At 37.7% G+C, this 12126-nt stretch carries 11 protein-coding genes and 2 tRNA genes; 5 read left to right on the top strand and 8 right to left on the bottom strand.

Annotated features, from left to right (window positions below; all coding sequences use genetic code 11):
• Window positions 1-291 precede the first annotated feature (291 nt).
• Both PQG54_RS02190 and PQG54_RS02185 read right to left on the bottom strand, forming a co-directional pair.
• Window positions 292-366 (bottom strand) — tRNA-Gly (locus PQG54_RS02190).
• 276 nt (window positions 367-642) lie between these two features.
• Window positions 643-1428 (bottom strand): LysR substrate-binding domain-containing protein, encoded by a 786-nt coding sequence (locus PQG54_RS02185; RefSeq protein WP_271789106.1) that lies wholly within the window; start codon window positions 1426-1428, stop codon window positions 643-645.
• A gap of 72 nt (window positions 1429-1500) precedes the next feature.
• Between PQG54_RS02185 and PQG54_RS02180 the strand changes: the two genes are divergently transcribed.
• Window positions 1501-2523 (top strand): zinc-binding alcohol dehydrogenase family protein, encoded by a 1023-nt coding sequence (locus PQG54_RS02180; RefSeq protein WP_271789529.1) that lies wholly within the window; start codon window positions 1501-1503, stop codon window positions 2521-2523.
• 38 nt (window positions 2524-2561) lie between these two features.
• Here PQG54_RS02180 and PQG54_RS02175 read toward each other — a convergent pair.
• Window positions 2562-2636, bottom strand: a tRNA-Gly gene (locus tag PQG54_RS02175).
• A gap of 227 nt (window positions 2637-2863) precedes the next feature.
• Between PQG54_RS02175 and PQG54_RS02170 the strand changes: the two genes are divergently transcribed.
• Both PQG54_RS02170 and PQG54_RS02165 read left to right on the top strand, forming a co-directional pair.
• On the top strand, window positions 2864-3832 hold the full coding sequence (locus PQG54_RS02170; RefSeq protein ID WP_271789107.1) for a thioredoxin family protein: 969 nt from the start codon (window positions 2864-2866) through the stop codon (window positions 3830-3832).
• Window positions 3833-3916: 84 nt separating this feature from the next.
• Complete coding sequence (locus PQG54_RS02165; RefSeq protein ID WP_271789108.1) at window positions 3917-4132, top strand: Trm112 family protein; 216 nt, start codon at window positions 3917-3919, stop codon at window positions 4130-4132.
• Window positions 4133-4139: 7 nt separating this feature from the next.
• On the opposite strand, the gene PQG54_RS02160 is transcribed toward PQG54_RS02165, so the two are convergent.
• The 3 genes from PQG54_RS02160 to PQG54_RS02150 form a co-directional block, all read right to left on the bottom strand.
• A complete protein-coding gene (locus tag PQG54_RS02160) occupies window positions 4140-5180 on the bottom strand; it encodes an FUSC family protein (RefSeq protein WP_271789109.1) in 1041 nt (346 codons plus the stop codon).
• A 59-nt stretch (window positions 5181-5239) separates the two neighbouring features.
• Window positions 5240-6826 (bottom strand): Do family serine endopeptidase, encoded by a 1587-nt coding sequence (locus PQG54_RS02155; protein WP_271789110.1) that lies wholly within the window; start codon window positions 6824-6826, stop codon window positions 5240-5242.
• A gap of 154 nt (window positions 6827-6980) precedes the next feature.
• Window positions 6981-8102 carry an OpgC family protein gene (locus tag PQG54_RS02150; RefSeq protein WP_271789111.1) on the bottom strand — a complete coding sequence of 374 codons (1122 nt, stop codon included), beginning with the start codon at window positions 8100-8102 and terminating at the stop codon, window positions 6981-6983.
• 164 nt (window positions 8103-8266) lie between these two features.
• On the opposite strand from PQG54_RS02150, the gene PQG54_RS02145 reads away from it, so the two are divergent.
• A complete protein-coding gene (locus tag PQG54_RS02145) occupies window positions 8267-9463 on the top strand; it encodes an Mrp/NBP35 family ATP-binding protein (RefSeq protein WP_271789112.1) in 1197 nt (398 codons plus the stop codon).
• Between the two features lie 3 nt (window positions 9464-9466).
• On the opposite strand, the gene PQG54_RS02140 is transcribed toward PQG54_RS02145, so the two are convergent.
• Window positions 9467-9826 (bottom strand): hypothetical protein, encoded by a 360-nt coding sequence (locus tag PQG54_RS02140; RefSeq protein WP_271789113.1) that lies wholly within the window; start codon window positions 9824-9826, stop codon window positions 9467-9469.
• 74 nt (window positions 9827-9900) lie between these two features.
• Complete coding sequence (locus PQG54_RS02135; protein WP_271789114.1) at window positions 9901-10401, bottom strand: NADAR family protein; 501 nt, start codon at window positions 10399-10401, stop codon at window positions 9901-9903.
• Window positions 10402-10834: 433 nt separating this feature from the next.
• On the opposite strand from PQG54_RS02135, the gene PQG54_RS02130 reads away from it, so the two are divergent.
• Window positions 10835-12046 carry a tyrosine-type recombinase/integrase gene (locus PQG54_RS02130; protein WP_271789115.1) on the top strand — a complete coding sequence of 404 codons (1212 nt, stop codon included), beginning with the start codon at window positions 10835-10837 and terminating at the stop codon, window positions 12044-12046.
• Window positions 12047-12126 lie beyond the last annotated feature (80 nt).

Raw genomic sequence — 12126 nt, 5'->3', positions numbered from 1 at the left:
GCCGATATAGATCAATAGTTTAGATCGGCAAAGACTAACAATTTCAAAGAGAATAATTTCTGTCTCGACAGTTTGATTTCTTGCAACTATTTTGGAATATCTTGCCGAGCATTGGCAATAAAATCTTGATCCTCAATCGTTATACACGATAATTCAATATCTTCGGCATCAATCATGATAACATTAGAACCAATAAATATTGAAACGATTCAATGGGCATAAAAATCTCAAAGATTGGTAACTTATAAGGAAACATTTAGAGACTGCTTTATCATAAAAGCATAAATAAATTGGAGCGGGCGATGGGATTCGAACCCACGACCCCAACCTTGGCAAGGTTGTGCTCTACCCCTGAGCTACGCCCGCTCTGAACGTAGAGGTTGTTTACGACATTTTTAAAATATATGCAAGTGGATAATTATTAAATAGGTTAAATTTTATTTTTCTTATTTAAGGTCATTTTTCTCATATTAAATACTCCTCTAAAATTCCTTTTGCTTTCATATCATTAATTGATTCTTTACATTTTTGCCGAAATAAATCTCTTAACAAATGGACGGCTGGAGTAATAGAATGTTTACTGGGACAAACTAACCATAGCTCGGCAACATCTTTTGTGAAACCAGGTGAAATCGGAACTAATCACCCAGCCAGTAAATCTTCATACATATCTAATGATGATTTAATCACAATCCCTTTGCCTGCAACGCACCATTTCCTAACCACATCACTGTCATTCCCAAAACGTTTGCCCTTCATCTTTATTTTATAATTCTGTTGTCCATCAGAAAATTTCCATTCATCATGCACAACCTCATCAAGCTCATAAAACAACCCTTGATGATGAACCAGATCATCGGGGTGTTGAGGCGTTCCATATTCTGCAAGATAATCAGGAGCCGCACACATCAAACGTGGCGCATCACAAATTTTGAATCCGTATAAATTGCTTTGCAGAGAAGGAGAATAGCGCAATGCCACATCAATCGCATTACGGTACACATCAATATTACTATCACTCATATGGATTTTTAAAATAATTTTAGGGTGCTGATCCATAAATTCATCTAGCCATTTTAAGACCAAATTTCTTCCTAAATCAGAAGAAATCGTTATACGAAGTTCCCCTTGAATCTCGGCATAATCTTCCTCAATATCTCGTTTGGCTTTCGTTAATAACTGCAATGCTTGTTGGCATTGAGGTAAATATTTTTCACCCGCTGTCGATAAGCGTAATTGTCGCGTCGTTCTGGTAAACAGCTCAGTTCCCAGATGATGCTCTACCCTTTTAATCGCCGCACTGGCGGTTGCTGGGCGAATATTAAAATAATCCGCAGCAGCCGTAATACTGCGCAACTCTGCGACTTTGATAATAATTTGTAAATCTTCTAACTGCATATTTTCAAAAATAATTTGATAATGTTTCAATTATTATGCTGTTTATCAAAGAAATAACAAGTTTTATATTCATCTATAACACATCAATTATAGGAGATTATGATGAAAGCCATTGGATATAAAACCTCTCTACCGATTACAGAACCTGACGCATTAATCGATATAGAGCTGCCTAAACCAACAGCTACAGGACGGGATTTATTAGTCAAAATTCACGCAATTGCTGTTAATCCTGTTGATTACAAAGTCAGACAACGTGCTCAACCTCAACTAGGGCAAATTAGAATATTAGGATGGGACGCTGTTGGTGAAGTCATCGAAGTTGGTTCTGAGGTTCAAAATTTCAAAATTGGCGACCAAGTCTATTATGCTGGAGATATTACAAGGCAAGGTTGTAATGCAGAATATCAACTGATTGATGAACGTCTGGTTGGTAAAAAACCTTCAACGCTGAGCAATGCAGAAGCAGCGGCTTTGCCCTTAACGACAATGACGGCATGGGAAATTTTATTTGATCATTTTCATTTAAACGTTTCAAATACACAAAATCCCTCAAAAAAAGAAATCTTGCTGATTATGGGAGGTGCCGGTGGCGTTGGCTCTATTCTTATTCAACTCACAAAATTACTAACAAACACAACGATTATCACAACAGCATCCCGTCCAGAATCTATCGAATGGGTTAAAAAATTAGGCGCGGACTATGTTATTAACCATCATCAACCAATGAAGCAACAACTTGAGGAACTGGGCATTCAAGATGTGACCCATATTGCCAGTTTACATAATACCGAACATTACCTTGATCAATTTCAAGAAATTATTCGTCCATTTGGAAAAATTTGTATGATTGACGATCCTATCAAGTGTGGCACTGCATTCTTGGAACAAAAAAGCCTGTCTTTGCATCATGAATATATGTTTGCTAGTTCAACCCATAAAACAGATGATATGATTAAACAAAGCCAATTACTAAACACAGTGTCATCTTTGATTGATCAAGGAAAAATAAAAACTACTCTAGGAAAAAATCTAGGAAAAATTAATGCTAAGAACCTTAAAAAAGCACATATTCTTCTTGAAAACCAAACAATGGTTGGAAAAATTGTGTTAGAAGGCTTTTAAAATTATTTTTCTGGAAACTCGCTTCAGATTTGTTAACCTGGAGCGGGCGATGGGATTCGAACCCACGACCCCAACCTTGGCAAGGTTGTGCTCTACCCCTGAGCTACGCCCGCTTTATATTGCGTAAGTTGCTTGTAAGAGATTCTTAAAAACCTTGCAAGTGAAAAATAATAAATTCTAAAAAATTATTTTTATTTTTGTTTCTCTATGCCCTTATTGATATAATGATGCCTAACACTTTATGATTGAATTGTAATAATAAACATTTCTTTCTTTAAAGACCTTATAAAATTTATATCATTTAAATGTACCTCATTTATATACGGGATAACATAACTCTATGACGTCTTTTAACAGCCCCTCCACTGCACAGCTTTTATCAGAAGATGGCTCTGCAGTTACCTCGTCTTCATCCAATCCAAATATGATTATTGATGGCAATCAAAATAACTTTATGCAAGAAGTATTGGACGGCAGCAAAACTATCCCTGTTTTGGTTGATTTCTGGGCGGATTGGTGCTCTCCTTGTAAACAATTAACGCCTGTTCTAGAAAAAGTTGTCATCGCAGCCAAGGGTCGGGTTAAACTTGTTAAGCTTAACGTTGATGAAAACCAAGCCTTAACGCAACAATTGATGCAAGTAGGATTGCCAATGCAATCTATTCCTGTCGTTGCTGCTTTTTGGCAAGGCCAAATTGTTGATTTGTTCCAAGGTGCACAGCCAGAAAGTGCTATTCAAAAATTCATCGATCAAGTGTTAAAAGCAGCAGGTAGTGCTATGCCTAGCGAAGATTTTATTGAACAAGGCAAAGAATTTCTTGAAAATCATCAGTATGAAGAAGCTATGGGGGCCTATTCTCAAGCCCTAGAACTGGAGCCAGAAAAACCAGAAGCTTGGGGTGGAATGATTCGTGCCTTATTAGCACATTCTGGCCCAGAAGCAGCCCAAGAAGTTATAGAGCAAGTTCCAGAAGCTTTATTAGAAAATGGTGAAATTACTGGTGCACAAGCAGCCATTGACTTGGCTATTGAAGGTCAGAAAGTACAAAGCGAGTTCCAATCTTTTCTTGACAAAGTCACCGCCAACCCTGACGATCACCAAGCACGTTATGATCTGGCAAGCGCCTATAATGCTGCTGGAAAACGTAAGGAAGCTGCGGATGAATTATTAGAAATCGTTAAAAAAGACCGAAGCTGGAATGATGAAGCCGCAAAAAAACAACTTTTACGCCTTTTCGAAGCATGGGGCTTAGACGATCCATCAACCCTAGAAGCAAGAAGACGTTTATCAAGCCTTCTATTTTCATAATATGAGTATAGAATAGAGCCAATTAACAATTTTGCTTTATTCTTTATCTTTTCTGCAACCCATTATATTGATTACAAGGTTCACATGACAGAACAATCATCTTCTCCCCCTATTGATCCACGCTTGCTCTCCGTCCTAGTATGTCCATTGACAAAAGGCCCTTTGATTTATGACAAAGAAAAAAGCGAACTCATCAGTTGCAATGCTGCTTTAGCATATCCCATCAAAGAAGGAATTCCTGTGATGCTGGTTGACGAAGCCAGGCATTTAACAGATGAAGAAGTGAATAAATATAAATAAATTTGTTCTAAGAAGAAGCCCTCAGCTTTTTGGATAACATAAAAACATCATGCCCGAGAACCAGATCATGGCACAATGCTTCCAGTGTAAATTGAATGGTTTCTGGGCAATTTTCTTTAATTTCCTTCAAAATAGGTTCTATCATGGCTTCAAAATCATTGGCTGCTTGGATAGAACAAAAGAATGGTTCACTATGATCTGCTTGCTCGTTGCATAGCTGAATAAATCTTTCAAAAACTTGATTCAAAGATATTTTCAAAATATTCCTTGTTTCATCAGGCAACATCTGATGATATTCATCCATTGCTCTGGCAACAAAAATGCTATCGCTTTGTAAACGTCTTAATAGTGGATAAACTCTGACCAATGTCGGATCTGAATGCTCTAACGTATAATTTGGATGTTCTTTCCGTGCTTCGGCGATTTCGCTGGCTAAGTCACGTAATTCAGAAGCAACATCATCATTCATTGATTCAACTTCTTCCCAAATAATATGAGACGTTAATACAGAATGCAGTAATATATGTAGCTTATCGAAAGCTACTTTGGCATGAATAAATGCATTGCATCGCGCCTGAGGACGTAAGATAAAATAACTGGCAGCAAGAGATGCAATAACCCCAACAATAATGGCCATTATACGGTCAAAAGGACGTTCAAACATCCCACCAGGAGAAGGAAATAAAAATACCACTGCTAGAGTAACCACTCCCAAACGCATAGAGGGTCGCCAAGCAACCAATGCAACCATCGGAATAATCACAATCGTAAAAACAATCAAAGACGGCCACTGTGAATAATTCTCTAAAATAATGGCAATTAACCCAGCCACTCCACCTATCAAAGAACCAACGATTTGATCTCGACTGGTTTGAATAGTTTGCACTATACGACTTTGGGTTACAATGACCGAGGTAATTAACGCCCAATAAGGTTCATGTAACTTGCAAACATAGGCTATTAAACTAGACAAAGCAATTGATAGCAATAAGCGCAGACTTTGTTGCACAGCTGAGTATATTTCACGCTTTTTAAGGCTATAAAACATGATGGTTCGCATTTATAAAAATCATTTCTTTATTTGTGCAATACTCAAAGCAAAACACATTATTTTTTATTATCTTGCATGGGAACAGCAACCCAACGCATAGCGTCACCGCTTTGAATCAAAAGTAACATCGTTGGTTTTCGTTGATTTTTTTTCTTCGCTTCCTGTTTAAACAAAGTAACTTCTTTTTGTAACTCAGTAGCCTGAGTAATATTACTTTTATTTGTTCCAATGATCACATCTCCGACTTTTAAATCGCTTGTATTTTTGCCTTTATGACTATCAACTTTAACAATTACAATTCCTTGTTGCTTTTCAGAAAGATTATATTTTTGTCTTAAAAGATCAGTCATATTACTAACTGAAACGCCTAGATCTTTTAATAAAACAATTTTTTCTTTTTCTTCTTGGATATCATGATGAGGATCAGGTTGTACATTACCATCATCGGGTAAGCTTTCAATGACAATAGGTAGAACAATTTGTTTTCCTTGCCTTAAAACCCCGATTGATGCTTTGCTATTCGCGGTCATTTGTGCAACCAGACGAGGCATCGTATGTGCGGTAACATTACTTCCATCCAGCGTTTGAATTACATCTCCAGCCTTAACTCCCGCTTTTGCTGCTGGGCCTTTGGGATCGACTTGTACCACCAAAGCCCCTTGAAAGGGTTGAATATTCAAACTGTCTGCAATCGTTTCGCTAACTTCTTGAATACGAATACCCACCCATCCTCTGGCTACTTTCCCAGTTTTTTTTAATTGATCGATAATTCCCTTAGCTTCGTTCGAAGGTATTGCAAAGGCAATTCCAATAGATCCTCCAGAAGGAGAGAAAATCGCAGTGTTAATCCCAATAACCTCGCCTTTCATATTGAATAAAGGGCCTCCAGAATTTCCTTTATTAATCGGGGCATCTGTTTGAATAAAATCGTCATAGGGTCCTTGCTCAATATCACGACCACGAGAAGAGATAATACCCGAGGTCACCGTGCCCGATAACCCATAAGGATTACCAATAGCTAATACCCAATCCCCTACTCTTGATTGATCACTATTACCAAAAGAAGTTGCTGTTAAGGGGGTTTTTGGATTTATTTTTAATAAAGCTAAATCCGTCCGTTCATCCACACCTTTCAAGGTGGCTTTCAACATGTGATTATTTTGTAATGTTACCGTAATTTGATCGGCATCTTTAATAACATGATAATTTGTTACAATCCATCCTGCTGGATCGACTACAAATCCCGATCCTAATGCTTGTAAATGATTATTTCCATCATCAGGAACACCGCGATTATTCATATAATTACGGAAGAATTTTTCAAATGGTGAATTAGGATCAGGTGCCGCATTATTATCATCATCACCTTCATCACTATCATCCTCTTCATCATCGTCTGTCGTCTGACCAGGTTTTACCACTTTGCTTGACGAAATATTTACCACGGTTGGTAATAATTTATCTGCTAAATCGGCAAAACTGTCGGGCACACGTTGTGAACGGCATATAAGTTCTGTTTTGTGAAAAAAAGGAAGAGAAAAAATAGAGGATTGTGCTTTAACTTCTGAAACAGGGAACAAGCAAGTTGTTCCTATAAACAACAAACAATAAGGCTGCATTAAAAATCTTTTGCGCATTTTCATTCGCATATTTTCCTGTTCAGATTAATAATAATTGATCATAAAAAAACCTACATGCAAAAAGAACGTAGGGTAAATACTTTAGCTAAGATCTCTTAAATGTAAACCATCAAGAAAATAATTTATGAAGAGAATTAGAGTATCCTCTTCATAATTTCTAAAGAATATTTGTATTTAACCTTGCTTTCAATTTAGCTCTTTTTTTATCCAGATGCAGTGCTAAACAATATAAAAGAGAAACACCCATACAATTAACAATAAGTTGTAACCACAAGCTGGTTCCCCAACTTGCAAACATTAAACGCCCCCATAGATCAAACACCGTGCTTAAAGAAAATATTTCAAGAGAATGACGACCATATAAGGCTAGAAATTGACCGACTTTCCCTTCGGAAAAGCGTTTTGCTCTCTCAGAGGATTGCACTAAATAAAAGATAGCCACTACATCTAGCAATCGTAATGGTGATAAATATGCCTTAGCTGGAACAGGCACATGCAATATCCTTAAATCAGGCAAACCCCAATATTGCCAAGGAAATGCCTCAAAAAAAGAAAAGAGTAAGTAGAGTGACAAAAACCACTTTAACCATAAATATGCTGGAAAACTTCCTTGATGCTTACCTGCGATGATGGCTCCATAAATCCCAATCGTAAATAAAAATTGCCAAGCAAATGGATTAAAAAACCAACCGTCTGGATCTAACCAATTGGGGAAATTGAACCATGGATTAATATTTACCACCAGCCAGACAACAAAGCTGAACCCAATTGCCAACCACCACCGGCACTTTATCAATAAATATAATAGAGGAAATATACCTAATAAAATAATATAAAGCGGTAAGATATTTAAATTACTGGGTAACGCATCCAATAATAACAAACGCCAAATCTGACGCGCGATGCTATATCCATGCGCCAGCTCGGGTTCTAAAAAATCAACAGGCAATACCCAAAAACGCCGCCATTGATAAATACTCAACAAGCTAATCAAGACAAGTCCCATTTGGAATAAATAAATTTTCCAACAACGATGTAATATCTTTTTGGTAACGCTCCACAAGCCATCTTTTGCTATTTTTCTGCCATAAGCCAGCCATGAGGCATATCCTGCCAATAATACAAATATCTCTGCAGCATCGGCAAACCCAACATTCCGCATCGTAAAACGATTTAATAAATCCTCTGGGATATGATCGACATACATCATAATCAATGCCAGACCTCGCAAGGCATCTATACGATGATCTCTACCTGGTTTGGTTGTTTGAATAGACAACGCTCCAGTCCTTTATCATTAATAGTAAAATTATCTTTCTATATGTGCTTTATAATAGAAATATAAAATTAATCGTAAAAATCTTTAAAAAAATTGTTATATATTATTTCAAGGATCCTTTATGATCGTCTTTATTCCTATTGCCATCTTTAGAAAGTATATCTATGACTAGCCCAAATCCAATTGATCAGCAAACGATTAAACAAACTTTATCTGATTTTACACTTCCTTGGTCGCCTGATATACGGTTATTAGATGCTAATATTATCGAAAATATAACCATTCAGGGTCAAAAAGTTCACTTAACCTTAAATCTTTCAACTATTCCACCTGATGCGGCTGAACCGTTAAGAGCCAGAATCGAACAGCATTTACAACAGCTTGAAAATGTCACCCAAGCCCGTGTTTTTTTAAATTCAGGAACAGCATCAAGTAAACGATTAGTTTTCCCACCTCGGCAACCAGCCAATACTACACAAGGGAAAAATACAGCCCCTGCTTGGAAACAACCTCATAAACATCCACCTGCTAAACCTGGCAATAATGGTCCGATTGAAACATTGCAATCAATTGGCTGTATCATTGCCATTGCATCTGGCAAAGGAGGTGTGGGAAAATCTTCTACTGCCATCAATCTTGCTGTCAGCCTTGCTAAGCAAGGGTTAAAAGTAGGGTTGATGGATGCCGATATTTATGGCCCTTCTGTTCCGCATATGTTGGGATTAGAAGGTCAGGTAGAAGTCGTCAATCATAAATTATTACCAATGACTGCTTGGGGAATCTCTGCCATGTCGATTGGAATGTTGGTTCCACAAGAACAAGCCATGGTTTGGCGAGGGCCAATGGTTATGGGTGCCGTCAAACAACTTTTATCCGATGTTAAATGGGGAGAGCTTGACGTTCTTTTAATTGATACACCACCTGGCACAGGCGACGTTCAATTAACCCTGACCCAAACAATTCAAATTGATGGCGCAATTATCGTTTCTACCCCTCAAGATGTTGCATTATTGGATGCAAGACGAGGCATCGCGATGTTTCAAAAATCTAAAACGCCAATTTTAGGTATTATCGAAAATATGGCTTATTTCTCTTGCCCATGCTGTAATGAGAAAACTTATATTTTCGGTGAAAATGGTGCCAAAAATGAAGCTCAAACCTTAGGGTTTCCTTTCCTAGGAGAAATCCCATTAATCCCAGCAATTCGTAGTGGCGCAGATGCAGGTGTTCCAATTGTTGCCCAAGATCCAGACAGCATAGCTGCCAAGGCATACCAGGAAATTACTGAATTAATGGTTCCCGTCATTAAACGTCTAACCGTTCAAAGAGCGAATAAACAACAAGAAAAAACTGAAGAATAGTTTCTATTTTACCAAGGATGGTGCAGGACTTGCTGGTTTAGGGGCTACACCTGCCATATAATAACATACTTTATTTTTGGGAAGGTACTTACATAAAGGACCTTCCTTTCCATCTTTGCCCAATATTCCAAACTCGAACGTTAACCCTAAAGCAAGCATCACCGCACAAGAGAGAAACCAGTATTTTAAATAACCCAAATTTGTATATTCATCGGCATTAAGATATTTATCATCCGCAGGAATATCAGAAGGGCTAGAAAAAAAAGACCTTCCCAAAGGTTCATCAGAAGAATTCAATGGCTGACCTGGCAGCTCATATTCATACTCTTCTTTTATTCCGAAATCTTTCTCGTCTTTACTCATTATGGTGCCTCTTTAAAACTTGCTAACGGTTTCTCTAACACACACAGAAGTAGTTCGAAACCTTTGATTCATTTTTATATGACGCCACATAAAACATCTCTGACACGTGTCACAATATTTCCTAATAAATTTTGTCCTTGCCATTGGTCTTTATGTAACGCTTTAGGATCAGAGGCATCCAACCCTATTCCCCAAATAGTATCATAGGGTGAGGCCTCTACTAATAAAGTGCCTTTGGATAATGAAAGTCGTTTTAAAAGCTCTGGATTTTGTGAGAATTTCTCAATATTTCCACGAAATACAATATCTACTGATACTGCACTCCATAATGAGGCATTAAAATTAGAAACCTCGCGCCCCAACTTCTTCTGATCAAAAGGAGACTTTGCCAACAGGATTTTCTGTGCGATCTCCTGATCTCCAAAAATCACAGCCTTTTTCCAATGCATCCATTGTTCTGTACAATTAAATTCTATTCCATCAATAATGAAAGGGCTTTTGTAAAACTGGCTACATTCTGGATGCACAGAATCCTCTATGTGTCCCCAAAAGAAGGTGAAATCAGAATAATTCATTTTTCTCATCTTTTCTATTTATCAGTTTATATAGGTAAATTATTAGACGTTGATATAAAAATAATATTAACTATTTTACGACGATAAAGATAATTTAAATTAGGGTTATAATTAATTAAACCTGTTTATCAATATCAACAAATATGATTTGATACCAACAAAATTCATGCTTTGAAATGATATAAAATACTACACAATTCAAAGCAAAAACGTCAAAAATGAATGTTTCTCTATATGTTATGCTGTATTATGTAGGGAAATGTTTTGATATATGGCGGAGGGGGTGGCCACCAACATAATGTTTCATACAGTCTCATTATGTATAATTTATACTATATAAATCAATATATTAAACTATTTTATTGTCTCTTGACGTTTCTGTTTAGCCTGTATAATCTCATGATATAAGATGGGTTTTATGGTGGGTTATTAGATGAGTCGTATTCCAGCTGGTCAATTGAATGTTCGTAAGATTGATGGTCTCGAGGATGGTATTCATTGTGACGGTGGGAACCTCTATTTAACCATCAAAGGGCAAGCACGTCATTGGACAGTGCGATATTTCAGTCCAACCACCCATAAACGCCGTGAGATTGGCATTGGATCAGCCTATATCCTTACATTAGCCAAAGCGCGTCAAGTTGCAATTGATATAAGAAGGCAAGTTGCAAACAACATAGACCCTTTGGAACTCAAAGCCAAAGCAAAGAAACAAAAACAAATTCCAAATTTTGCAGAAGTTGCCGAACGCTATATCACAGAACAACAAGCAGGCTGGAAAGATCCCAGATCCGCACCCATCTGGAGAAGCTCTTTATCACGTATTGCGTATCCTGTGATTGGCAGTAAAATTGTATCTTCCATTGATACAGATGATATTCTGGCTGTATTAAGACCCATTTGGACAGTAAAGACAGAAACGGCCGATCGTGTTCGTGGTCGCATAGAACGTATTTTGGATTATGCAACAACACACCACTGGCGTGACGGCAATAATCCAGCGCGTTGGAAAGGCCATTTATTTAATATTCTGCCTAAACCCTCTTCAGTAGCCAAAGTCCAGCATCATGCAGCAATTGAATGGCAAAAGATCCAACCTGTCATTGCTAATTTGCAAAAATCTGATGGGGTCAGTGCGCTGGCTGTGCAGTTCTTATGTTTATGTGCATCTCGTTCCAGTGAAGTGCGTTTTGCACGGTGGGAGGAGATTGATTTAAATCAATCCATTTGGACAATCCCCGATCAACGTATGAAGACAGGGAAAGAACATCGCGTGCCTTTATCAACTCCAGCCATAGCGATTTTAAAGAAAGTTGAAGTGTTCAAAAAAGATCATCATAGTTTTATCTTTCCCAGTATTAAAACAGGCAAAGGATTATCTGACGTTGCTTTATCCAAAGCCTTACATCATGCAGCCAATACCAAAGAAGTGATCATTCACGGATTAAGATCCACTTTTCGGGATTGGTGTGGAGAAGCGACCAGCTGGCCAAGAGATGTGGCAGAAATGGCCTTGGCTCATACCATTGCCAATAAAGTAGAAGCTGCCTATCGTCGTGGGGATCTATTTGCCAAAAGACGCGACATGATGCAACAATGGGCTGAGTATTGTTATCAGGGAAAGTTCAATGACAAAGATACGTAAAAAGTTCCTTAGACGTATATATTATTATTCATATCAAGAAGGCACGGCGTGGCCTTTCTATTTTACATTGAATATTCATA

Source organism: Commensalibacter communis, assembly GCF_947179015.1.
Classification (GTDB): Bacteria; Pseudomonadota; Alphaproteobacteria; order Acetobacterales; family Acetobacteraceae; genus Commensalibacter; species Commensalibacter communis.
Note: the sequence above shows the minus strand (reverse complement) of the source record. Positions and strands in the feature narration are given on the sequence as shown.

Bases quoted from the DNA above. Each gene is read 5' to 3' on its own strand.
- PQG54_RS02180 (WP_271789529.1), top strand. From the start codon at position 1,501: ATGAAAGCCATTGGATATAAAACCTCTCTACCGATTACAGAACCTGAC.
- PQG54_RS02170 (WP_271789107.1), top strand. From the start codon at position 2,864: ATGACGTCTTTTAACAGCCCCTCCACTGCACAGCTTTTATCAGAAGAT.
- PQG54_RS02165 (WP_271789108.1), top strand. From the start codon at position 3,917: ATGACAGAACAATCATCTTCTCCCCCTATTGATCCACGCTTGCTCTCC.
- PQG54_RS02160 (WP_271789109.1), bottom strand. From the start codon at position 5,180: ATGTTTTATAGCCTTAAAAAGCGTGAAATATACTCAGCTGTGCAACAA.
- PQG54_RS02155 (WP_271789110.1), bottom strand. From the start codon at position 6,826: ATGAAAATGCGCAAAAGATTTTTAATGCAGCCTTATTGTTTGTTGTTT.
- PQG54_RS02145 (WP_271789112.1), top strand. From the start codon at position 8,267: ATGACTAGCCCAAATCCAATTGATCAGCAAACGATTAAACAAACTTTA.
- PQG54_RS02140 (WP_271789113.1), bottom strand. From the start codon at position 9,826: ATGAGTAAAGACGAGAAAGATTTCGGAATAAAAGAAGAGTATGAATAT.
- PQG54_RS02135 (WP_271789114.1), bottom strand. From the start codon at position 10,401: ATGAATTATTCTGATTTCACCTTCTTTTGGGGACACATAGAGGATTCT.
- PQG54_RS02130 (WP_271789115.1), top strand. From the start codon at position 10,835: ATGAGTCGTATTCCAGCTGGTCAATTGAATGTTCGTAAGATTGATGGT.